Source organism: Streptomyces sp. NPDC002176 (assembly GCF_044903645.1).
Classification (GTDB): domain Bacteria; phylum Actinomycetota; class Actinomycetes; order Streptomycetales; family Streptomycetaceae; genus Streptomyces.
In genome coordinates this window covers 104,058-126,556 of record NZ_JBJDQW010000003.1, presented here as the reverse complement: position 1 = coordinate 126,556, position 22,499 = coordinate 104,058, and the positions used below count along the sequence as shown (strand labels likewise).

The 22,499-nt window shown below is 70.3% G+C and carries 22 protein-coding genes; 15 read left to right on the top strand and 7 right to left on the bottom strand.

The features are described from left to right. Positions 1–16: 16 nt before the first annotated feature. Together ACI2LY_RS14400 and ACI2LY_RS14395 are read left to right on the top strand one after the other, a co-directional pair. Positions 17–1,090: an amidohydrolase gene (locus tag ACI2LY_RS14400; RefSeq protein ID WP_404707429.1), complete on the top strand. Its 1,074-nt coding sequence runs from the start codon at positions 17–19 to the stop codon at positions 1,088–1,090. 40 nt (positions 1,091–1,130) lie between these two features. Further along, entirely contained in the window at positions 1,131–1,862 is a 732-nt protein-coding gene (locus ACI2LY_RS14395; RefSeq protein WP_404707428.1) for a nucleotidyltransferase, read from the top strand. Position 1,863: 1 nt separating this feature from the next. On the opposite strand, the gene ACI2LY_RS14390 is transcribed toward ACI2LY_RS14395, so the two are convergent. The 4 genes from ACI2LY_RS14390 to ACI2LY_RS14375 are packed head-to-tail and all read right to left on the bottom strand — an operon-like array spanning position 1,864 to position 5,470. Continuing rightward, positions 1,864–2,874: a heme A synthase gene (locus ACI2LY_RS14390; protein ID WP_404707427.1), complete on the bottom strand. Its 1,011-nt coding sequence runs from the start codon at positions 2,872–2,874 to the stop codon at positions 1,864–1,866. Between the two features lie 58 nt (positions 2,875–2,932). After that, positions 2,933–3,706: an ABC transporter permease gene (locus ACI2LY_RS14385; protein ID WP_388991982.1), complete on the bottom strand. Its 774-nt coding sequence runs from the start codon at positions 3,704–3,706 to the stop codon at positions 2,933–2,935. Next, the gene (locus tag ACI2LY_RS14380) at positions 3,703–4,626 is read right to left on the bottom strand and encodes an ABC transporter ATP-binding protein (protein ID WP_404707426.1); all 924 of its coding nucleotides are present in this window, start codon (positions 4,624–4,626) and stop codon (positions 3,703–3,705) included. The genes ACI2LY_RS14385 and ACI2LY_RS14380 overlap by 4 nt, the downstream gene beginning before the upstream one ends. Positions 4,627–4,657: 31 nt before the next feature. Further along, complete coding sequence (locus ACI2LY_RS14375; protein ID WP_404707425.1) at positions 4,658–5,470, bottom strand: aminoglycoside N(3)-acetyltransferase; 813 nt, start codon at positions 5,468–5,470, stop codon at positions 4,658–4,660. Positions 5,471–5,654: 184 nt separating this feature from the next. Between ACI2LY_RS14375 and ACI2LY_RS14370 the strand changes: the two genes are divergently transcribed. From ACI2LY_RS14370 to ACI2LY_RS14315, 12 genes are all read left to right on the top strand, one after another. After that, positions 5,655–6,422 carry a helix-turn-helix transcriptional regulator gene (locus ACI2LY_RS14370; protein WP_404707424.1) on the top strand — a complete coding sequence of 256 codons (768 nt, stop codon included), beginning with the start codon at positions 5,655–5,657 and terminating at the stop codon, positions 6,420–6,422. After that, a complete protein-coding gene (sufB, locus tag ACI2LY_RS14365; protein ID WP_161146789.1) occupies positions 6,419–7,840 on the top strand; it encodes a Fe-S cluster assembly protein SufB in 1,422 nt (473 codons plus the stop codon). The genes ACI2LY_RS14370 and sufB overlap by 4 nt, the downstream gene beginning before the upstream one ends. A 60-nt stretch (positions 7,841–7,900) precedes the next feature. Continuing rightward, on the top strand, positions 7,901–9,082 hold the full coding sequence (gene sufD / locus ACI2LY_RS14360; RefSeq protein ID WP_404707423.1) for a Fe-S cluster assembly protein SufD: 1,182 nt from the start codon (positions 7,901–7,903) through the stop codon (positions 9,080–9,082). Then, complete coding sequence (locus tag ACI2LY_RS14355) at positions 9,079–9,402, top strand: non-heme iron oxygenase ferredoxin subunit (protein ID WP_030815347.1); 324 nt, start codon at positions 9,079–9,081, stop codon at positions 9,400–9,402. The genes sufD and ACI2LY_RS14355 overlap by 4 nt, the downstream gene beginning before the upstream one ends. A 7-nt stretch (positions 9,403–9,409) precedes the next feature. Then, positions 9,410–10,174, top strand: a complete 765-nt coding sequence (gene sufC, locus ACI2LY_RS14350) for a Fe-S cluster assembly ATPase SufC (RefSeq protein WP_030815350.1) — start codon at positions 9,410–9,412, stop codon at positions 10,172–10,174. Continuing rightward, positions 10,171–11,427 carry a cysteine desulfurase gene (locus tag ACI2LY_RS14345; RefSeq protein WP_404707422.1) on the top strand — a complete coding sequence of 419 codons (1,257 nt, stop codon included), beginning with the start codon at positions 10,171–10,173 and terminating at the stop codon, positions 11,425–11,427. The genes sufC and ACI2LY_RS14345 overlap by 4 nt, the downstream gene beginning before the upstream one ends. An 18-nt stretch (positions 11,428–11,445) precedes the next feature. Beyond that, the gene (sufU, locus tag ACI2LY_RS14340; RefSeq protein ID WP_388991962.1) at positions 11,446–11,919 is read left to right on the top strand and encodes a Fe-S cluster assembly sulfur transfer protein SufU; all 474 of its coding nucleotides are present in this window, start codon (positions 11,446–11,448) and stop codon (positions 11,917–11,919) included. Next, positions 11,916–12,248, top strand: coding sequence for a metal-sulfur cluster assembly factor (locus ACI2LY_RS14335; RefSeq protein ID WP_388991959.1), 333 nt, complete (start codon positions 11,916–11,918; stop codon positions 12,246–12,248). The genes sufU and ACI2LY_RS14335 overlap by 4 nt, the downstream gene beginning before the upstream one ends. A 110-nt stretch (positions 12,249–12,358) precedes the next feature. Beyond that, a complete protein-coding gene (gene dapD, locus ACI2LY_RS14330) occupies positions 12,359–13,345 on the top strand; it encodes a 2,3,4,5-tetrahydropyridine-2,6-dicarboxylate N-succinyltransferase (RefSeq protein ID WP_404707421.1) in 987 nt (328 codons plus the stop codon). A gap of 607 nt (positions 13,346–13,952) precedes the next feature. Next, positions 13,953–15,212 carry a nucleotide sugar dehydrogenase gene (locus ACI2LY_RS14325; RefSeq protein ID WP_404707420.1) on the top strand — a complete coding sequence of 420 codons (1,260 nt, stop codon included), beginning with the start codon at positions 13,953–13,955 and terminating at the stop codon, positions 15,210–15,212. 98 nt (positions 15,213–15,310) lie between these two features. Further along, complete coding sequence (locus ACI2LY_RS14320) at positions 15,311–15,475, top strand: hypothetical protein (RefSeq protein WP_404707419.1); 165 nt, start codon at positions 15,311–15,313, stop codon at positions 15,473–15,475. A 70-nt stretch (positions 15,476–15,545) separates the two neighbouring features. After that, on the top strand, positions 15,546–16,778 hold the full coding sequence (locus ACI2LY_RS14315; protein WP_404707418.1) for a glycosyltransferase: 1,233 nt from the start codon (positions 15,546–15,548) through the stop codon (positions 16,776–16,778). Positions 16,779–16,788: 10 nt separating this feature from the next. Here the strand turns inward: ACI2LY_RS14315 and ACI2LY_RS14310 are convergent, their stop codons facing one another. The 3 genes from ACI2LY_RS14310 to ACI2LY_RS14300 form a co-directional block, all read right to left on the bottom strand. Continuing rightward, entirely contained in the window at positions 16,789–17,337 is a 549-nt protein-coding gene (locus ACI2LY_RS14310; RefSeq protein WP_404707417.1) for a TetR/AcrR family transcriptional regulator, read from the bottom strand. Between the two features lie 42 nt (positions 17,338–17,379). Then, positions 17,380–18,801: an alkaline phosphatase PhoX gene (locus ACI2LY_RS14305; RefSeq protein WP_404707416.1), complete on the bottom strand. Its 1,422-nt coding sequence runs from the start codon at positions 18,799–18,801 to the stop codon at positions 17,380–17,382. A 144-nt stretch (positions 18,802–18,945) separates the two neighbouring features. After that, positions 18,946–20,373 (bottom strand): hypothetical protein, encoded by a 1,428-nt coding sequence (locus ACI2LY_RS14300; RefSeq protein ID WP_404707415.1) that lies wholly within the window; start codon positions 20,371–20,373, stop codon positions 18,946–18,948. A 264-nt stretch (positions 20,374–20,637) separates the two neighbouring features. Between ACI2LY_RS14300 and ACI2LY_RS14295 the strand changes: the two genes are divergently transcribed. Beyond that, the gene (locus tag ACI2LY_RS14295) at positions 20,638–22,461 is read left to right on the top strand and encodes an endonuclease/exonuclease/phosphatase family protein (RefSeq protein WP_404707414.1); all 1,824 of its coding nucleotides are present in this window, start codon (positions 20,638–20,640) and stop codon (positions 22,459–22,461) included. Positions 22,462–22,499: the final 38 nt, after the last annotated feature.

Here is a 22,499-nt window from a genome sequence, read left to right as displayed (position 1 = left end):
CGTCACGGGAGCCTCGATGATCGACACGCCCATGCTCGTGGATCAGTACTGCCATGGGGTGCTTCGGACCGAGTTGGGGCTCGGGACGTTCGAGGCGCGGCTGGGGCAGGGGGCGGCGCCGGGGACCACGCTCTTCGACACGCAGACGGGGTTCGCGGTGCGGCGCTGGTGTCCGCCGCTGCTGGGTCTGGAGCCGCACTGTCCGCCCGCCCGCTATCTGGCCCGGCGCCGTGAGCTGGGGGTGCTGGAGGCGGGGCGCAGGCTGTTGCGCGGGTCCGGGATCACCACCTACCTGGTCTCCAGCGGGCTGCCCGACGATCTCACCGGGCCCGAGGAGATGGCCGCCGCGGGGGACGCGGAGGCGCGCGAGGTGGTCCGGCTGGAGCCGCTGGCCGCGCAGGTCGCCGACACCTCCGGGACCGTCGTCTCGTTCCTCGCCAATCTGGCCGAATCGGTGCACGGGGCCGCCACGCACGCCGTCGCCTTCGCGGCCACGGCCCCGCTCGCCGACGGGGGTCCGGCCCTCGCCCCCGAACCACCGGGTCCCGCCGCGGTAAGGGCCGCCGTCGCGCGCTGGCTGGCCGGACGGCGGGTGGGTGTGGAGCCGACCGACCCCGTACTGCTGGGCCACCTGCTGTGGACGGCGGTCGCCACCGGCCGCCCGCTCCAGCTGCATGCCGGTCCCGAGGACCCCGCCCCGCTCACCGGCTTCGTACGGGCCACCGCGGGGCTCGGCACCGACCTGGTCCTGCTGCCCGGCCACTTCCACCACCGCCACGCCGCCCGGCTGGCCGCCGCCCACCCGCACGTCTACGCCGACTCCGGCGCCGCGCTCGCCCGCACCGGGGCCCGCGCGGCCACGGTTCTCGCGGACATCCTGGAACTCGCCCCCTTCGGCAAGATCCTCTTCTCCACCGGCGCCCAGTCCCTCCCCGAGCTGCACGTCGTCGGCGCCCACCTCTTCCGCGAAGCCCTGAACCGGGTGCTCGGCACCTGGGTCACCGAGGGCGCCTGGTCCGCCACGGACGCCCGCCGCGTGGCCCACCTCCTCGCGGCGGACAACGCCCACCGGGTGTACGGGCTGCGCTGAGACCCTGTACGACCGGCCCCGCGTCCCCGACACTCGCCTCATGCCGACCGAAGCGCTCCTCGCCCGCTTCCTGGACGACCTGACCCCCTTCCGCCCGCTCGCCGTCTGGGCCCATGGCTCCCTGGGCGGCGGGGACTACCAGGAGGGCCGCAGCGACCTGGACCTGATCGCGGTCCTGCCCGGCCCGCTGATCCCGGCCGCCGTACGCCGGTTGATCGTGCTGCACCAACGGCTGCGCGCCGAACCCCTGGCGGGCAAGCTGCACTGCTCGTACCTGACCCCGCGCACCGCGACCGATCCGGCGCGGTCACATATGACCTGGGCGCACGACGAGGTCAGACGGCGCCCGGTCACCCCGGTGACCCGGAGGGAACTGCACGAGTTCGGGCGGGTGCTGCACGGGGTGCCGCCCGCCACGTATCTGCCGCCGGTGCCGGACCGGGAGCTGCGGGACTTCGTCGTGGCCGACCAGCGGGACACCTGGCGCCCGACGCTGGACATGGAGCGGCTCTGGAAGCAGGACATCTGGGTCGACCTCGGCCTGCTGACCTTCGCCCGTGCCACCGTCACCGCGCGCGAGGGGCGGCTGATCTCCAAGCGGCAGGCGCTCACCGAGCTGCACGCGCTGGGGGCGCCGGGTGAGGTCGTCGAGGACGTCACCCGGCGGCGCTACGGGGAACAGGGCCCGGGGCCGTCGCCGGACCGCAGGGCCCGGCTGACCCGCGCCTACCTCGGGCCCGCCATCGACGCCCTGGTCGCCGGATACCGCTGAGTCAGGCGGACGTGCCCACCGAGACCTCGGTCGCCGGGCCCGGGACGTGGGTCAGGGCCTCGGGGCGCTCGCGGAGGGAGAGGAGGACGCGCAGTGTGGCGATCCACATGAGGCAGGAGCCGAGCATGTGGAGGGCGACCAGTGCCTCGGGGAGGTGGGTGAAGTACTGGATGTAGCCGATGACGCCCTGGCCCAGCAGGATCAGGAACAGGTCACGGGTGCGGGACAGGGGGACCTTCGGGGCGTCCACCGCCTTGAGGACGAACCACAGGGCGAAGGTCAGCGTCACCACGATCCACGCCAGCACCGCGTGCAGCTTGGCGATCATCTCCCAGTCCAGCGGGATGCGCGCCACCTCGGAGGAGTCGCCCGCGTGCGGACCGGAGCCGGTCACCACCGTGCCGACCGCGATCAGCAGCGCGGACGCGGCCACCAGGACCCACACCAGCTGCCGTACCGCCCCGCCGACCAGCGGACGCGGCTCCGCGTCACCCTCACGGGTGCGCTGCCACATCACCGTGGCCACGGTGATCAGCGCCGTGGACAGCAGGAAGTGCGCCGCCACGGTGTACGGGTTCAGGCCGACCAGCACGACGATGCCGCCGAGCACCGCGTTGCCCATGACCACCCAGAACTGCGCCCAGCCCAGCCGGGTCAGGCCGCGCCGCCACGGCTTCTGCGAGCGGGCGGCGATGATCGCCCAGCCGACGGCCGCGCACAGCACGTAGGTCAGCATGCGGTTGCCGAACTCGATGACACCGTGCACGCCCATGGCGCGGGTGGTGGTCAGCGAGTCGTCGGTGCAGGTGGGCCAGGTCGGGCAGCCCAGTCCGGAGCCGGTCAGGCGCACCGCGCCGCCGGTGACCACGATGACCACCGACATCACGAGAGCGGCGAGCGCCGCCCGGCGTACGGTCCGGGGGTCCGGGGTCCAGCGGTCGGCGATGAAGGCGAGCGGGTTGCGGAGGGCCGCCGCGGCGTCGGCGGGGGTCAGCTTTGGCACGCGCACCATCGTAAGGCGCCGCTTGTGCACGCTTTCACGAGGGGGCCGTCCCGAGTCGCGCGGGGACCTACTCCCAGCGGAAGAACTTGCCCGCCGCCGCGAGCCCCACGACCGCCCACACCGCGAGGATCGCCAGGTCGCCCCAGGGCATCCCGGCACCGTGCTGGAGCACGTCCCGCAGACCGTCGGAGAGCGCGGAGATCGGCAGCAGCCCGAGCACGTGCTGCCCGGCCGAGCCGAACTTCTCCAGCGGCACGATCACCCCGCCGCCGACCAGCAGCAGCAGGAAGACCAGGTTGGCCGCGGCCAGCGTGGCCTCCGCCTTCAGGGTGCCCGCCATCAGCAGCCCGAGCCCGGAGAACGCGGCCGTGCCCAGCACCAGCAGGAGCAGTACGGCGGCCGGGTTGCCGTGCGGGGACCAGCCCAGCGCGAAGGCGATGACCGTCAGCAGGATCACCTGGAGCACCTCGGTGACCAGCACCGCGACCGTCTTCGCGGTCATCAGCCCCCAGCGCGGCAGCGGCGAGGAGGCCAGCCGCTTCAGCACGCCGTAGCGGCGCTCGAACCCGGTGGCGATGGCCTGCCCGGTGAACGCGGTGGACATCACGGCGAGCGCCAGGATGCCGGGCGCGAGGAAGTCCACCGCCTTGCCGGACCCGGTGTCCACGATGTCCACCGAGCTGAACAGCACCAGCAGCAGCGTCGGGATCACCACGGTCAGCAGCAGCTGCTCGCCGTTGCGCAGCAGCATCCGCGTCTCCAGCGCGGCCTGCGCGGCGATCATGCGGGGGAGCGGCGCCGCTCCGGGCCTCGGGGCGTACGTGCCCGGCGCGGTCGTCATGAGCGCAGCTCCTTGCCGGTCAGTTCCAGGAAGACGTCTTCGAGGGTGTGCCGCTCGACCGAGATCCGGTCCGGCATCACTCCATGCTGTGCGCACCAGGAGGTCACCGTGGCGAGCAGCTGCGGGTCTATCTTGCCGGTCACCCGGTAGCCGCCCGGTGTCAGCTCGTCGGCCGTGCAGTCGGCCGGGAGCGCCTTGAGCAGCGAGGCGACGTCCAGTCCGGGGCGCCCGCTGAAGCGCAGGGTGTTCTCGGCGCCGTCCCGGCACAGCTCCTCGGGCGAGCCCTGGGCGATGACCCGGCCGCCGTCGATGATCGCCACGTCGTCGGCGAGCTGCTCGGCCTCGTCCATGTGGTGGGTGGTGAGGATCACCGAGACGCCGTCGGCGCGCAGGTCCCGGACGAGGTCCCAGGTGGCGCGGCGGGCCTGCGGGTCCAGGCCCGCGGTCGGCTCGTCCAGGAAGACCAGCTCGGGGCGGCCCACGACCGCCATGGCGAGCGCGAGGCGCTGCTGCTGGCCGCCGGACAGGCGCCGGTAGGAGGTCCGGCCGCAGGAGCCGAGCCCGAGGCGCTCGATCAGGGCGTCCACGTCGAGCGGGTGCGCGTGCAGCTTGGCGACATGGCGCAGCATCTCGTCGGCGCGGGCGCCGGAGTAGACGCCGCCGGACTGGAGCATCACCCCGACCCGGGGACGCAGGGCGGCGGAGTCCCGCACCGGGTCGAGGCCCAGGACGCGCACCGTGCCGGAGTCCGGCCTCCGGTACCCCTCGCAGGTCTCGACCGTGGTCGTCTTACCGGCGCCGTTGGGACCGAGTACGGCGGTCACGCCCGGCCGGGCCTCCAGGTCGAGGCCGTCCACCGCGGTCTTCTGGCCGTACCGCTTCACCAGGGCCTGGACCTGGACCACGGGCTCACTTCGCATGGGTCCAGAGTCTAGGGAGGCGTGGCGGGGCTCAGGCGCGGGGGTGCTGCAAATCGGCCTCGCGGGGCCGGTGCAGCGGGAGCCACCGCTCGGCGTAGGCCACCGCGTCCGCGACCGGGAACAGCCGGGCCTCGGCCGCGCCGACCCGGCCCCGCAGCACCGGGCGGTCCCGCTCGAAGTCATGGCCCAGCTCGTCGAAGCGGTCGGAGGTGATGGACACCTCCGTCACCGTCTCCCAGCCGCCGGGGCCGGGCCGTCCGACCGCCACCAGCGGCGCGGGTATCCGGTATTCGGCCAGGTGGAAGCTGGTGCAGGCGGCGTAGCCCGCGCCGAGCAGCAGCACCCGGGCGCCGAGCCGCTCCAGCCGGGCCAGCGGGCTGCGCTCACCCAGGCGGCAGTCCAGGGCGTGGGCCTCGGTGATCTCGGCGGCGCGCGGGCCGAGCGCGGCGAAGGAGGTGTGCGGGTGGGCGCTGCGCCGGGCGCCGGGCCAGGTGCGGACGGTCTCCGGGATCACGCCGACCCCGCGTGAGGGGGTGGTCCGGGGGTCGTAGCGGGGCATGGTGGCCCGTACCGTCTCCCACCACTCGGGCGGCACCGGGGGCGCGTGCCACAGCTCGGGGTCGGAGAGGTCGGCGGACTGGGTGGGGACCACCAGGGTGCCGTCCGGCCCGAGGGCGTCGAGGAGCCCTTGGACGACGGCGACGGCGCCGCCGTTCACCCAGCCGAGGGAACTCAGCGAGGAGTGCGCGAGGATTGTTTCGCCGGGCTTGACACCGAGGTGATCGAGCTGCTCGGCGAGGGTTTCGCGGGTGATCAGGGGGCCGTTCGGGACGGGGGTCGGCATGGCGCGGAGTCTGCCCGGCGGGGGCCCCGGGCGCCAGCGGTTTTGCCTGGTGAGAGGGTCCGCGGTGATCGCCCGGGAGATCGTTTCCGCAGGTCAGGTTAGGTGGACCTAAGTGACGCAGGGCACCGTCGGCGGACCCCGGCCCGGCTTGTCAGGCTCCGAGGAATTACGCAACAATAGCGTTGTGAAAAACGTCGGCGAGGCTCGGGAGACCCCCATGGGCACCCACGAGGAGCTTGCGACCGGTGAGCGTTCGACGCGCAACCGGGTCGCGCGGTCCATCCTGGACCACGGACCCTCGACCGTCGCCGAACTGGCCGGCCGGCTCGGTCTGACCCAGGCCGCCGTACGACGGCATCTGGACGCGCTGGCCGCCGACGACATCGTGCAGGCCCGCGAGCAGCGGGTGTACGGCGCCCGCACGCGCGGCCGCCCCGCCAAGGTCTTCGCCCTGACCGCCTGCGGCCGGGACGCCTTCGACCAGTCCTACGACCAGCTCGCCGTCGACGCCCTGCGCTGGATCGCCGAGCGCGAGGGCGGGGACGAGGCCGTCACGGCCTTCGCCCGCGCCCGCATCGCCGCCCAGGCCGACACCTACCGCGCGGCCGTCGAGGGAGTCGAACCCGACCGCCGCGCCGAGGCCCTCGCCAGGGCCTTGACCGCGGACGGGTACGCTGCTACGGCACGCAGTGCCCCCCTCCCGCAACAGGGCGAGCAGCTGTGCCAGCACCACTGTCCGGTCGCCCACGTCGCCGAGCGGTTCCCCCAGCTGTGCGAGGCGGAGACGGAGTTCTTCGCCGAACTGCTGGGAACCCACGTCCAGCGACTGGCGACCATCGCCCACGGCGACGGCGTCTGTACGACGTTCATCCCCAAGATTTCCAAGACTGACAAGACCGACAAGTCCGATCAGAGCCACCACGCAAGCACGGCCGGGAGGAACCCCGCATGACGCTCCCCACGGAGACTGCCCACCCCGAACTCGAGGGTCTGGGCAAGTACGAATACGGCTGGGCCGACTCCGACGTAGCCGGCGCCTCGGCCAAGCGCGGCCTGAGCGAGGCCGTCGTCCGCGACATCTCGGACAAGAAGTCCGAGCCGGAGTGGATGACCAAGCTCCGCCTCAAGGGCCTGAAGCTGTTCGAGAAGAAGCCCATGCCCAACTGGGGCTCGGACCTGTCGGGCATCGACTTCGACAACATCAAGTACTTCGTGCGTTCCACGGAGAAGCAGGCGGAGTCCTGGGAGGACCTGCCCGAGGACATCAAGAACACCTACGACAAGCTGGGCATCCCCGAGGCCGAGAAGCAGCGCCTCGTCGCCGGTGTCGCCGCCCAGTACGAGTCGGAGGTCGTCTACCACCAGATCCGTGAGGACCTGGAGGAGCAGGGCGTCATCTTCCTCGACACCGACACCGCCCTGAAGGAGCACCCCGAGCTCTTCAAGGAGTACTTCGGCACGGTCATCCCGGTCGGCGACAACAAGTTCGCGTCGCTGAACACGGCCGTGTGGTCCGGCGGCTCCTTCATCTACGTGCCGAAGGGCGTGCACGTGGAGATCCCGCTCCAGGCCTACTTCCGGATCAACACCGAGAACATGGGCCAGTTCGAGCGGACGCTGATCATCGTCGACGAGGACGCCTACGTCCACTACGTCGAGGGCTGCACCGCGCCGATCTACAAGTCGGACTCGCTGCACTCCGCGGTCGTCGAGATCATCGTCAAGAAGGGCGCCCGCTGCCGTTACACGACCATCCAGAACTGGTCGAACAACGTCTACAACCTGGTCACCAAGCGCGCCGTCGCCTACGAGGGCGCCACCATGGAGTGGGTCGACGGCAACATCGGCTCCAAGGTGACCATGAAGTACCCGGCCGTCTACCTGATGGGCGAGCACGCCAAGGGCGAGACCCTCTCCATCGCCTTCGCGGGCGAGGGCCAGCACCAGGACGCGGGCGCCAAGATGGTCCACATGGCGCCGAACACGTCGTCCAACATCGTCTCCAAGTCGGTGGCGCGCGGCGGCGGCCGTACCTCCTACCGCGGTCTCATCGAGATCGGCGAGGGCGCGGCCGGATCGAAGTCCAACGTGCTGTGCGACGCGCTGCTCGTCGACACGATCTCCCGCTCCGACACCTACCCCTACGTCGACGTCCGCGAGGACGACGTCTCCATGGGGCACGAGGCGACCGTCTCCAAGGTCTCCGAGGACCAGCTCTTCTACCTGATGAGCCGCGGTCTCTCCGAGGACGAGGCGATGGCGATGATCGTGCGCGGCTTCGTCGAGCCCATCGCCAAGGAGCTGCCCATGGAGTACGCCCTGGAGCTCAACCGGCTGATCGAGCTGCAGATGGAGGGCGCGGTCGGCTGACCCGCCGCCCCGCACCCCGTCAAGCCACATACGCAAAGGAAAGCGAGCACTACGACAGCCATGGCTGAGGCTCAGAACATCCCCGTGGGTTCGACCACCTCGGGCTCGATCGCGGTCGCCGCCGAGTCGACCGTCGCCACGCGCATGAGCGCGCCCCCCTCCTTCGACGTCGCGGACTTCCCTGTCCCGCACGGCCGTGAGGAGGAGTGGCGGTTCACCCCGCTGGAGCGCCTGCGCGGCCTGCACGACGGCACCGCGGTCGCCAGCGAGGGCCTGAAGGTCGCCATCGAGGCCCCCGAGGGCGTCATTGTCGAGAACGTCGGCCGTGACGACGCCCGGCTCGGCAAGGCCGGCACCCCGGTCGACCGTGTCGCCGCCCAGGCATACTCCGCCTTCGAGCAGGCGTCGGTCGTCACCGTGCCCAAGGAGACCGTCCTCACCGAGCCGATCCGCATCGCGGTGCACGGCGAGGGCGGCACCGCCTACGGCCACCAGGTGATCGAGCTGGGCGCCTTCGCCGAGGCCCTCGTCGTCATCGACCACACCGGTGACGCCGTGCTCGCCGCCAACGTCGACTACGTGCTCGGCGACGGCGCCAAGCTGACCGTCGTCTCCGTCCAGGACTGGGACGACAAGGCCGTGCACGTGGCCCAGCACAACGCCCTCGTCGGCCGCGACGCCTCCTTCAAGTCCGTGGTCGTCACCTTCGGCGGCGACGTCGTCCGCCTGCACCCGCGCGTCACCTACGCGGGCCCCGGCGGCGAGGCCGAGCTGTTCGGCCTGTACTTCACCGACGCCGGGCAGCACCAGGAGCACCGCCTCCTGGTCGACCACAACACCCCGCACTGCAAGTCCCACGTCGTGTACAAGGGCGCGCTGCAGGGCGAGGGCGCGCACGCGGTCTGGATCGGTGACGTGCTCATCGAGGCCAAGGCCGAGGGCACCGACACCTACGAGATGAACCGCAACCTGGTCCTCACCGACGGCTCGCGCGTCGACTCGGTCCCCAACCTGGAGATCGAGACCGGCGAGATCGTCGGCGCGGGCCACGCCTCCACCACCGGCCGCTTCGACGACGAGCAGCTCTTCTACCTGATGGCCCGCGGCATCCCGGAGTACGAGGCCCGCCGTCTCGTGGTCCGCGGCTTCTTCGCCGAGCTGGTCCAGCAGATCGGTCTCCCCGACATCGAGGAGCGCCTGCTCGTCAGGATCGAGGAGGAGCTGGAGGCCGCGGTCGCATGACGACGACCTTCCAGCGCGCCTGCGGACTGAGCGAACTGTCGGAGGACACCCCCAAGCGGGTGGAACTCGACGGCACGCCGGTCTCGGTCGTGAAGACCGAGGGCGAGGTGTACGCGATCTACGACATCTGCTCGCACGCGAACGTCTCCCTCTCCGAGGGCGAAGTGGAGGACGGGCAGATCGAGTGCTGGCTGCACGGCTCCTGCTTCGACCTCCGCAGCGGCAAGCCGTCCGGCCCGCCCGCGACGCGCCCCGTCCCCGTATACCCCGTAAAGATCGAAGGGGACGACGTACTCGTCTCCCTCACCCAGGAGTCCTGAGGCACCCATGGCAACGCTTGAAATCCGAGACCTGCACGTCACCGTCGAGGCCGACAACGCCACGAAGGAGATCCTCAAGGGCGTCGACCTCACCGTGAAGCAGGGCGAGACGCACGCCATCATGGGCCCCAACGGCTCCGGCAAGTCGACCCTCGCCTACTCGCTCGCGGGTCACCCGAAGTACACGATCACCAGCGGCACCGTCACCCTCGACGGCGAGGACGTCCTCGCCATGTCGGTCGACGAGCGCGCCCGCGCCGGCCTGTTCCTCGCCATGCAGTACCCGGTCGAGGTCCCCGGCGTCTCCGTCTCCAACTTCCTGCGCACCTCCGCCACCGCCATCCGCGGCGAGGCCCCCAAGCTGCGCACCTGGGTGAAGGAGGTCAAGGAGAACATGGAGCGGCTCCACATGGACCCCTCCTTCGCCGAGCGCAACGTCAACGAGGGCTTCTCCGGCGGTGAGAAGAAGCGCCACGAGATCCTCCAGCTCGAACTGCTCAAGCCGCAGGTCGCCATCCTCGACGAGACCGACTCCGGCCTCGACGTGGACGCCCTGCGCATCGTCTCCGAGGGCGTCAACCGCGTCCGCGAGACCGGCGAGACCGGCACCCTGCTGATCACGCACTACACGCGCATCCTGCGCTACATCAAGCCGGACTTCGTCCACGTGTTCTCCGGCGGCCGCATCGTCGAGTCCGGCGGCCCCGAGCTGGCCGACAAGCTGGAGAACGAGGGCTACGAGGCATACACGAAGGGTGGCGTATCCGCGTGACAGAGCTGCCGGGCCTCCTCGACACCGAGGCGATCCGCAAGGACTTCCCCATCCTGGACCGACAGGTCCACGACGGCCGGAAGCTCGTGTACCTGGACAACGCGGCGACCTCGCAGAAGCCGCGCCAGGTGCTGGACGCCCTGAGCGAGTACTACGAGCGCTACAACGCCAACGTCCACCGCGGCGTGCACGTCCTCGCGGAGGAGGCCACGGCGCTGTACGAGGGCGCGCGTGACAAGGTCGCCGACTTCATCAACGCGCCCAGCCGCGACGAGGTGATCTTCACCAAGAACGCCTCCGAGTCGCTCAACCTCGTGGCCAACATGCTCGGCTGGGCCGACGAGCCCTACCGGGTCGACCACGAGACCGAGATCGTCATCACGGAGATGGAGCACCACTCCAACATCGTGCCGTGGCAGCTGCTCGCGCAGCGCACCGGCGCGAAGCTGAAGTGGTTCGGCCTCACCGACGACGGCCGCCTCGACCTGTCCAACATCGACGAGATCATCACCGAGAAGACGAAGATCGTCTCCTTCGTGCTGGTCTCCAACATCCTGGGCACGGTCAACCCGGTCGAGGCGATCGTGCGCCGCGCCCAGGAGGTCGGCGCGCTGGTCTGCGTCGACGCCTCGCAGGCCGCTCCGCACATGCCGCTGGACGTACAGGCGCTCGGCGCCGACTTCGTGGCCTTCACCGGCCACAAGATGTGCGGCCCGACCGGCATCGGGGTGCTCTGGGGCCGCCAGGAACTCCTGGAGGACCTGCCCCCGTTCCTCGGCGGCGGCGAGATGATCGAGACGGTGTCGATGCACTCCTCGACCTACGCGCCCGCCCCGCACAAGTTCGAGGCGGGCACCCCGCCGATCGCCCAGGCGGTCGGACTCGGCGCGGCCATCGACTACCTGAACTCGATCGGCATGGACAAGATCCTCGCCCATGAGCACGCGCTCACCGAGTACGCGGTGAAGCGGCTGGGCGAGGTCCCCGACCTGCGCATCATCGGCCCCTCCACGTCCGAGGACCGCGGTGCGGCGATCTCCTTCGCGCTCGGCGACATCCACCCGCACGACGTGGGCCAGGTCCTCGACGAGCAGGGCATCGCCGTCCGCGTCGGCCACCACTGCGCGCGGCCCGTCTGCCTGCGGTACGGAATTCCGGCGACCACCCGGGCGTCGTTCTACCTGTACTCCACGCCCGGCGAGATCGACGCACTGGTCGAGGGGCTGGAGCACGTACGGAACTTCTTCGGCTGAGAGGCGTGGGCTGACACCGTGAAGCTGGACTCGATGTACCAGGAAGTCATCCTGGACCACTACAAGAACCCGCACGGGCGTGGTCTGAGGGACGGCGACGCCGAGGTGCACCACGTGAACCCGACGTGCGGCGACGAGATCACCCTCCGGGTGAAGTACGACGGGAGCAAGATCGCGGACGTCTCGTACGAGGGCCAGGGCTGTTCCATCAGCCAGGCCTCGGCGTCCGTGCTGAACGAACTGCTGGTGGGCAAGGACCTGCCCGAGGCGCAGAAGATCCAGGAGACCTTCCTGGAGCTGATGCAGTCCAAGGGCCGGATCGAGCCCGACGACGCGATGGAGGAGGTGCTGGAGGACGCGGTCGCGTTCGCCGGTGTCTCCAAGTACCCCGCGCGGGTCAAGTGCGCCCTCCTGAGCTGGATGGCGTGGAAGGACGCGACGGCCCAGGCCCTGGGCGAGGCCGGCGCGGACGCCGAAAGGAAGACGGCATGACCGACACCGCTGAGATGAAACCGGTCTCGGAGGAAGAACTCCGCGAGGCCCTGATGGACGTCGTCGACCCCGAGCTGGGCATCGACGTCGTCAACCTCGGTCTGATCTACGGCATTCACGTCGACGACGCGAACATCGCCACGATCGACATGACCCTGACCTCCGCGGCCTGCCCGCTGACGGACGTCATCGAGGACCAGGCCAAGTCCGTCACCGACGGCCTGGTCAACGAGCTCCGCATCAACTGGGTCTGGATGCCCCCGTGGGGCCCGGACAAGATCACCGACGACGGCCGCGAGCAGCTGCGGGCGCTGGGGTTCAACGTCTGAGGCTTGGTTTTCTGCATGAGGCGGCGGTGCCCTCGGGCATCGCCGTCTTCGTGTACCCGGCGCGCCGCACCGGTTAGGCCCGCTACCCGCTTCCACGTTAGGTTTTCCGCATGACCGACACTGCAACCCGTACCACCGGCGCCGTCGCCGCTGGCCTCGCCACCCTCGCCGCCGACGGCACCGTTCTCGACACCTGGTTCCCGGCGCCCGAGCTGGTCGCCGAGCCGGGCCCGTCCGGCAGCGAGCGCCTCTCGGCCGACCGGGCCGCCGAATTCCTGGGCGACAACGCGGTCTCCGCGCTCGGCCCGGACGCCCGGCGGGGCGTCGAGGTGGTGGCGGTCCGTACGGTCATCGCCTCGCTGGACGAGAAGCCGCTCGACGCGCACGACGTCTACCTGCGCCTGCACCTGCTCTCGCACCGCCTGGTCAAGCCGCACGGCCAGAGCCTGGACGGCATCTTCGGCCACCTCGCCAACGTCGCCTGGACCTCGCTCGGCCCGGTCGCGGTGGACGACATCGAGAAGGTACGGCTGAACGCCCGCGCCGACGGCCTGCACCTCCAGGTCACCTCGATCGACAAGTTCCCCCGCATGACGGACTACGTCGCCCCCAAGGGCGTCCGCATCGCCGACGCCGACCGCGTCCGCCTCGGCGCGCACCTCGCCGAGGGCACCACGGTCATGCACGAGGGCTTCGTCAACTTCAACGCGGGCACCCTCGGCACCTCCATGGTCGAGGGCCGCATCTCCGCGGGCGTCGTCGTCGGCGACGGCTCCGACATCGGCGGCGGCGCCTCCACCATGGGCACCCTCTCCGGCGGCGGCAACGTCATCATCGCCATCGGCGAGCGGTGCCTGGTCGGCGCGGAAGCCGGCGTCGGCATCGCCCTGGGCGACGAGTGCGTGGTCGAAGCGGGCCTCTACGTCACGGCAGGCACCCGCGTGACGATGCCCGACGGCCAGATCGTGAAGGCCCGCGACCTCTCGGGCGCCTCCAACATCCTGTTCCGCCGGAACTCGGTGACGGGGGCGGTGGAGGCTCGGCCCAACAATGCTGTGTGGGGCGGGTTGAACGACATTCTGCACAGCCACAACTGAGCGTCGTCGGCCGTGACTTGCGGCCGCCTGCCGGATCAACGCTCTGAACTGCGGCGTAGCTGTCGCCAGTTGTCAGCGCTGGTCACCAACGAGCGCCCTTCCAACGCCCCATGGCGGCCCGGGAGGGCGCTCGTGCGTTGAGGGAGACAGCCGCCTTGTAAGTTCCCTGATCTCTTCCGGATAAGGCATGGGACACAGCGACATCCTTCCCACCCGCCCCACAAGGCACGCCAGTTCAGGTGTCACCCGATCGTGCGGCAGACCCGTAGGTGACTCAGAGGCAATTCATAGGTTACGAGTTGGCAAAGTTGACTTGCGTGCACCCTTCCCTTATTGAACGCTTAAGCTTCACGAACGAGGGGGAATTGTGAAGATCGCTGTGCGCCCCTTGCGCACGTCTGGGTAGGGGACCTGGACGGGTCGTTGATCCAGCGGTGACTCAAGAGGAACGCCGACCGCATCTCAGGGGGCAATGCGCCTCCGCGTCGCAATCCACTGCAGTACCCGACGCCGCGGCTGCCTGATTCAGGAACAGGTCGCCGCACTTCAGGGGCGTTGCTTTCCGGTCCGCATATGCGCGAGCCGGATCAAGGGGAGGGGAACCACCATGCACATTTGCGTGCTCGGGCAGGGCTATGTCGGCCTGCCTCTGGCCCTGCAGGCCGCCGAGGCCGGCCACATCGTGACTGGCTATGAACCGGACCAACACCGCTGCGAGAGCCTGGCCGCCGGCTCGTCCTACATCGAGGACATCGACTCGATCCGTCTGCAAGACGTGCTGAGATCGGGGGCCTACACCCCGAGCTCGGATTCGAAGAAGCTCAAGGGTTTCGACGTCGCGGTCATCACGGTGCCGACACCGCTCACCGACCGTACCCCTGACCTCAGCTGTGTGCGCGAGGCCGGCCGCACCCTGGCCGCATGGCTGGAGCCTGGTGCCACAGTGGTCTTGGAGTCGACCACACACCCCGGGACCACCCGCGACGTGCTCGTCCCGCTGTTGGAGGAGGGCTCCGGCCTTGTGGCAGGCCAAGACTTCCATGTCGGGTTCAGCCCCGAGCGGATCGACCCGGGTAACGCCGAGTGGAGGCTGGAGAACACGCCCAAGATCGTGGCTGGTCTCACCGACGCTTGCCTGGAGCGCGTGAAGGCGTTCTACGACTCCGTCACCGAGGTCACGGTGCCGGCCTCCGGTCTGGAAGAGGCCGAACTGGCCAAGGTGTTCGAGAACACCTATCGGCACGTCAATATCGCCCTGGTCAACGAGCTTTCTCGGATGGCGCACATACTCGGCGTCGACGTGTGGAACACCCTCGACCTGGCTGCGACCAAGCCGTTCGGCTTCACGAAATTCCTGCCTGGTCCCGGAGTTGGCGGACATTGCCTGCCCATCGACCCGGTCTACCTCAGCCACCACGTCAAGTCCCAGCACGGGCAGACCTTCCGGCTCATCGAACTGGCTCAGGACATCAACGAAAGCCAGCCCGATTACGTCGTGCGCCGCTTGCAGGACTCCCTCAGTCGCCGCTTCCGCCGCAGCATCCATGGCGCCCGCATTCTCGCCCTCGGCGCCGCCTACAAGCCCGGTACCGCTGACGCCCGCCAGTCGCCGGCCGTGCAGGTCATCGACCGGCTGCGTGCCATGGGAGCGGACGTCACCGTGATCGATCCCTACCTGCGGGATGGCGGCCACCAAGGCGTCCCCTTCGCCGCAGAAGGAAGCAACCTCAGCGTGGCCGACTACGACGCTGTGGTCGTGCTCACGCCCCACGGCGAGTTCGACCTGGACCAGCTTGCCGCCGAGGCGGCATACGTCCTCGACACCCGGGGTGTCATGCCGGCCGCCGACCACATCGAGCGGCTGTAGAAGCCCGTCGCCCAGCCGGGTGTGCGTGCTGGGCATCAGGGGCGGCATGCCCCTGGCATCTCGTATCGAAAGGCTCTGAGAGCCACGGGAGGGGAAGCATGGGATACGACGAAGGGGCGCTCGCCAGAACTGGCGTCGGTGCGATCACGCTCTTCGGGACGACGATCACTCTCGGATGGATCGTCACGGCTGTGGTCGCGTCCGTCCTCATCGGCGCGTTCGCGTACCGCTGGGGCACCCGCGGCCGCAGGATGCAGGGCTGAGGGCATGGGGAGCCACCGCAAGCACTCCTGGGCCGTCGAGGGGCGCTCCAGGGCGCAGGTGATGTTGTCTGTGGCCGCTGTCGTGGCGGCCACGGCCTGGACCCTCGTCTACCACTTCGTGTGGAGCGCCCAGTCCTGGGATGCCGTGCTGGTCTTCTACTGCGCGGTGACGGTGGTTCTCCTGTACTCGCTGGGAGCGGCCGCGAAGGGGCGTAGTTTCACCCACCTTCCGGTCGCCTCCGGGCGGGTCTTGGCCATCGTGCCGGCCTACAACGAGCCGCAGGAAGCCCTCTACGCCACCGTGTGGGGCCTGATCGACCAGGTGCGGCCCCCTGAGCAGATCCACGTGATCGACGACGGATCTCGCGAGCCGGTGGTGCCGTTCAGTCACCCGCTGGTGACCTGGCACCGGCAGGACAACGCGGGCAAGCGTGAAGCCCAGGTCAACGTGCTGCGACAGGTGGATCCGGAGTCCTACGACTTCATCCTCACCGTGGACTCGGACTCCGTGCTGCACGAGAACGCGTTGTGGCACTGCATGAAGGCCATGTCGGACTTGCGAGTCCAGGCGGCCACCGGGCTGACCTTGGTCCGCAACCGGACCGCCAACCTGCTCACCCGCGTCATCGACGTGGAGATCGTGACGTGGTGCCTGGTCACGCGGATGGCGCGGTCCCAGCTCGGTGCTGTGGCGCCCACCTCGGGCATTCTCGGCCTGTATCGCAAGGAGTTCGTGCTGGCCAACCTGGAGGACTACGTGACCTCCGGCACGGCCGGCGACGACCGTCGCCTGACGCACTACGCGCTCCAGCACGGCCAGGTCGTCGCGGTGAACGAGGCATGGGTGTACAGCGCGATGCCTGAGGACTTGAGCGAGTTGTGGACCCAGCGGGTGCGGTGGTTCAAGTCGTACTGGAAGTACGTGGGATGGGAGCTGACAAACTTCTCGGCGGCCCCGCTGTTCTTCCGGTTGTACGGCCTGGTGGTCACCGCGCTCTCGCCGGTGTTCTACGTCTGGGTTCTGTTCGTGATCCCGCACTACACGGGCAGCAAAGTGATGTTCCTGTACGGCTTGGGCTACTGGGTCATCCTGACCTACGCCCAGACGGGCATGTACGCCGCGCTGCGGCCCGAGCTCGGCGCCCGGCGAAAGCTCCTCGCGTGGCTCCTGCTGACGCCGCTGGTGTCGCTGGTGAACCTGCTGCTGATCAAGCCCGCGATGTACTGGGCGCTGACTCAGGCCCGGACAACGCACTGGGGCACGCGAAAGATGGCAGAGTCCGAGGACGCGGTGCCCGCGTGAAAACCGTTCCCTAATCTCCGTTGACGCCAATCCCGTCCAACAGCCACCCCAGATACCGCTCGATCTCCCGCGCCTCCCCGCCCCCCAGCTCCGCCGCCGTAGCCACCCCGTGGGTCAGGCGGAGGAGGTCTGTGGGGGTGAGGTCGGGGCGGAGGGTGCCTTCTGATTGGGCGGCTGTCAGGAGGATCGTTGCCGTGGACTTCACCAGCGTGCCGCAGGTGGTCAGGGGGGTGTCGGTTGCGGCTGTGCCCAGGAGGGACTTGAGGCCCCGGACCTGGATCGTCGCCACGCACAACTCGTGCAGCCATGCCGTCAGGGCCTCACCTGGGGGCAACATGCGTGACAATTCCTCGCCCCGCTCGCCCAGTGCCTCGATCCGCGCCGCGTACGCCGCCTCCAGCAGCGCCCGCCGCGTCGGGAAGTGGCGGTACAGCGTGCCCGAGCCGACCCCGGCCCGTTTCGCGATGTCGTCCAGGGAGGCGCCCTCGCCGTGTTCGGCGAAAGCTGAGGCGGCGGCGTTCAGGAGGCGGGCGTGGTTGCGTCGGGCGTCTGCCCGCATGGGCTGTGCTTTCTGTCGGGCGGGGGTGCGTGCCCGCAGAGTTTAGCCGCGGCGTTGCCGCTTCCATGGGCCCGTGATCGCCAGCATGATGCCGGGTTCCTGGATGTTGGCGAAGAGGGTGTGGCCGTCGGGGGAGAAGGTGACGCCGGTGAACTCGCTGTAGGCGGGGGCGGAATCGCTGCCGATGTTCAGTTCGTTGCGGGCGATCGGGTACGTGCGGCCGGTGTCGGTCGCGCCGAAGAGGTGCTGTTCGCCCTCGCCGTCCTCGGCGATGATCAGGCCGCCGTAGGGGGAGACGGTGATGTTGTCCGGGCCGTCGAACCCAGCCCCGGTGCCCAACAGCACCTTCAGGGTCAGGGTGCGGCGGCGGGGGTCGTAGAACCAGACCTGGCCGTCGTGCTGGACCGGGCTCTCCTCGCGGGCGTAGGACGAGACGACGTAGACCCCGCCGTCGCCCCACCACATCCCCTCCAGCTTGCGGGCCCGCGTCACCTGGCCGTCGGTGAACTGCTTGCGGACCGGGACCGTGCGCGCGTCACGGTCGGGGACGTCGACCCAGTCCACGCCGTACACCGTGCCGGTGCGGGTCGCGCGGGAGAGGTCGTCCACGAAGCGGCCGGCGGAGTCGAAGCAGCGGAACGCCTGGAGGAGGCCCGCGTCGTCCGCGAGGGTGCGCAGTCGGCCCCGGCCGTGGTGGAAGCCCTGCGGCGGGGTCCAGCGGTAGAAGAGGCCGTTGGGGCCGGAGGCGTCCTCGGTGAGGAAGAGGTGGCCCCGCTTCGGGTCGGTCACCACCGCCTCGTGGGCGTAACGGCCCAGTGCCTTCAGGGGCTTCGGAGAATGGTTTGCCCGGCTGTCCGCGGGGTCGACCTCGAAGACGTAGCCGTGGTCCTTGGTCATGCCGTCCTGCCCGGCCCGGTCCTCGGTCTCCTCGCAGGTCAGCCAGGTGCCCCAAGGCGTGCTGCCGCCCGCGCAGTTGGTCGACGTACCGGCGATGCCCACCCACTCGGCGACCTGGTCCCGGCGGACCTCCACCACCGTGCAGCCACCCGAGGCCGCCGGGTCGTACACCAGGCCCTCGGTCAGCGGCACCGGGTGCGCCCAGCTGGCGCGCGGGCCCTTCAGCTCATGGTTGTTGACCAGGAGCACGGAACCGCGCGGGCCCGCGAACGCCGCCGTGCCGTCGTGGTTCGACGGGGTCGACTCGCCCGACTCCAGGCGGGTACGGCCGCTGTACGTCACCACGCGGTACGAGAAGCCCGCCGGGAGCGCGAGGATGCCGTCCGGGTCGGAGATCAGCGGGCCGTAGCCGATGCCGGGGTGGCCGTGCGCGTCCTCCGCGCCGTCGAGGTCCGTGGCGGCGAGGGCCTGCGGGGCGGTGGCGAGGGCGCCGACGCTGCCCGCGAGCACGACCCCGGCACCGGTGACCGCCGTCGTCCTGGCGAAGTCCCTGCGGGTGAGTGACATGGTGTCTCCTGTGACGGTCGGGATGCCCGTGGCGGAGGGCGAGGGTGGCGCGGCCTCGTTCGGCCGACACGCTCCCGCCCCCCGCTGAACGGCAGTTGAACACCGCACCGCGCTCAGGACACCGCTGCCGTACACCCGTGGGACTCAGTTCCCCTGCTGCTGCGACCTCGCCTTGAACGCGGCCTTCCGCGCCTCCTTGGCCACCCGCTTGTCCGGGTGCAGCCGCCCCATCGCCTCCAGCACGTCCGGGGTCGCCGGGTGCTCCACCCGCCAGGCGGCCGAGAAGAACCCGCTGTGCTGCTCGGCCAGCCCCTCCACCAGCGCCTGCAGCTCCTCGGAGTTGCCCTCCGCCTGGAGCTGCGCGGCGATCGTGTCGACGGTCAGCCAGAACACCAGGTCCTGCGAGGGCGGGGGCACGTCCGGCGCGCCCCGCTCGCTCAGCCAGACCCGGGCCAGACCGCCCAGCTCGGGGTCGTCCAGCACCTCCCGCAGCGCGGGCTCGGCCACCATGCCGACCAGGGACAGCGCCTGCTGGCAGCGCAGCCGACGCAGCGGCGCCCCGGCGTCCGCACCCCGCGCCGCCGCCAGCAACTCCCGCGCGGCGGCGAGGGGTTCGCGCTCCCCGAGCCACTGCTCGGTCTCGGCGCGCGCGGCGAACTCCCCGTACGACGCGGTGCCGTCGAGCAGCGCGTCCGCGCCCTTGTCGGCCAGCTCGCCCACGGCCGGGGCCTCGAACCCGGCCTCCAGCAGCCGCGCGCGCAGGCCGTACAGGCCGAGCGGGGTGAGCCGGACCATGCCGTAGCGGGCGATGTCGTCCTCGTCGACCGGCTCGGCGGGCTCCTCCTCCGCGCCTGCCATCAGCTCCTCGTCCACCGGCTGGTACTCCACCAGGCCGATCGGCTCCAGCATCCGGAACTGGTCGTCCAGCTTCATCATCGTGTCGGAGATCTGCTCCAGCACGTCGTTGCTGGGCTCGTCCAGGTCCTCGGGGACGATGACGGAGGCGGCCAGCGCGGGCAGCGGCACCGGGCTCTCGTCGGGGCCGTCCTCGCCGACGGTCAGCAGATAGAGGTTGCCGAGCACGCCGTCGAGCAGTTCCGCCTCGCCCTCGGGGTCCCAGTCGAGTGACGAGAAATCGATCTCGCCGCCCTCTTCCAGGGCCGCGGCCAGCCCGTCCAGGTCGGGCACCCCGGCGTCCGCGACGACCGTGTCCAGCGCGGCGAGCCAGAGCGTCAGCACGTCGTGCGGGGCGCCGGTCAGCAGGGCCAGGTCGGCGCCGGGGGCCACGGTCCCGGCCTCCTCGTCGGTGATCTCGACCAGGCCGGTGTCCACCGCCACCCGCCATGCCTCGGCGGCGTACGCGACGGCGTCGTCCCCGGTCAGCGCGAGCAGCTCGGCCGCCGCGGGCAGCTGCTCCTCGACCAGGCTCCCGCCCGCGTCGACTCGGGTCTCCGGGCCCGCCCAGCGGGCGAGCCGGGCGGCTCGGGAGAGCAGCGGGGTGGACAGCGCGGCACGCGCCAGCTCCGCTTCGGGACGCAGCCGTACGGGCGGCAGGGGGGAGCTGTCTGACATCGGCTGGTTCTCCTCGGACCGGGAAAGCACTCAACCGCTCAGCCTAGACGGCTTTGGCCGCGGGTCGCCCGGTTCCGGCCCCGGCCACCCCTCGTACGTGGCCGAAACCTTGACAACTCCAGCCGCCAGGCAGGAGATTGACGCGCGTAGAGGTGGGGGGACAACTGTTCACTCGGCTCTACGCGTGTCACAGAGGGCGACGAGCCCCACACGCCTACGTGCATTCCCGTCCCGGCGTTCCGTCACGTTCCCGGAGGAATCCCCTTGCCGAGCAGGACTTCCGCGCGTCTCGCCGCGCTCACCGTCGCCGCCGTGTGCGGCGCCGCGTCCGCCGTCGTCGCCACCTCGCCCGCGCACGCCGACTCGGTGCGCGTCCATGACATCCAGGGCACCACCCGCCTCTCGCCGTACGCGGGCAAGCAGGTCGCCGACGTGCCCGGCGTCGTCACCGCCGTACGCACCTACGGTTCGTCCAAGGGCTTCTGGCTCCAGGACCCGAACCCGGACGCCGACCCGGCCACCAGTGAGGGCGTCTTCGTCTTCACCAGCTCCACGCCGAAGGCCGCGGTGGGCGACTCGGTCACCGTCACCGGCACCGTCTCGGAGTACGTGCCGGGCGGCACCGCCTCGGGCAACCAGTCGGTCACCGAGATCACCAAGCCCGTCGTCACCACCGTCTCCGCCGGCAACGCGGTCCCGGCGCCGGTCGTGATCACCAAGCGCGCGGTGCCGGAACGATACGCCCCGGCGGGTGACCCGGCCGCGAACAACTCCATCAACGCCCTGCCGCTCGCCCCCGCGACCTACGCCCTCGACTACTACGAGTCGCTGGAGGGTATGAACGTCCAGGTCAGCGACGCGCGCGTGGTCACCGGCACCGACCCGTACAGCGAGCTGTGGGTCACTGTGAAGCCGAAGGAGCACCGCACCGAGCGGGGCGGCACCCTGTACGGCTCCTACGACGCGCAGAACACCGGCCGCCTCCAGATCCAGTCCCTCGGCGCGACGGCGGACTTCCCGAAGGCGAACGTCGGCGACACCCTCGCCGGTACCACCACCGGCCCGCTGGACTTCAACCAGTTCGGCGGCTACACGCTGGTGGCGAGCGCCCTCGGCACGCTGGAGAGCGGCGGTCTGGAGCGGGAGACGACGCGCAAGCAGGCGTCCGGCGAGCTGGCGGTGGCGACGTACAACGTCGAGAACCTCGACCCGTCCGACGCCACCTTCGACGCGCACGCGTCCGCGATCGTGAACAACCTGCGCTCGCCCGACATCGTCTCCCTGGAGGAGATCCAGGACGACAACGGTGCCACCGACGACGGCACGGTCGGCGCGTCCGCGACGGTCAACAAGCTGATCGACGCCATCGTCGCGGCGGGCGGTCCGCGCTACGACTGGCGCTCCATCGACCCCGTCGACAAGCAGGACGGCGGTGAGCCGGGCGGCAACATCCGGCAGGTGTTCCTCTTCAACCCCGAGCGGGTGTCGTTCACCGACCGCGCGGGCGGCGACTCCACCACGGCGGTCGGCGTCGTCAAGGAGCACGGCAAGGCCCGCCTGACGGTGTCGCCCGGCCGGATCGACCCGGCGAACGCCGCCTGGGCCAACAGCCGCAAGCCGCTGGCCGGGGAGTTCGTCTTCCAGGGCCGGACGGTCTTCGTGATCGCCAACCACCTCAACTCCAAGGGCGGCGACCAGCCGTTGACCGGCCAGTATCAGCCGGTGGTCCGCAGCTCGGAGACGCAGCGACACGCGCAGGCGACGGAGGTCAACACCTTCGTGAAGTCCCTGCTGGGCGCCGAGAAGAACGCGGACGTCATCGCGCTCGGGGACATGAACGACTTCGAGTTCTCCGACACCGCGAAGATCCTGGAGGGTGACGGGCAGCTCTGGTCGGCGATCAAGTCGCTGCCGCGCAGCGAGCGTTACACCTACGACTACCAGGGCAACGCGCAGGTGCTCGACCAGATCCTGATCAGCAAGGCGATCCGGCGCGGGTCTTTCGACTACGACAGCGTGCACATCAACTCGGAGTTCCACGACCAGATCAGCGACCACGACCCGCAGGTGCTGCGCTTCCGCCCCTAACCTTTCAGGTCTGCTTATCTACACCTCGTAGCAGATTT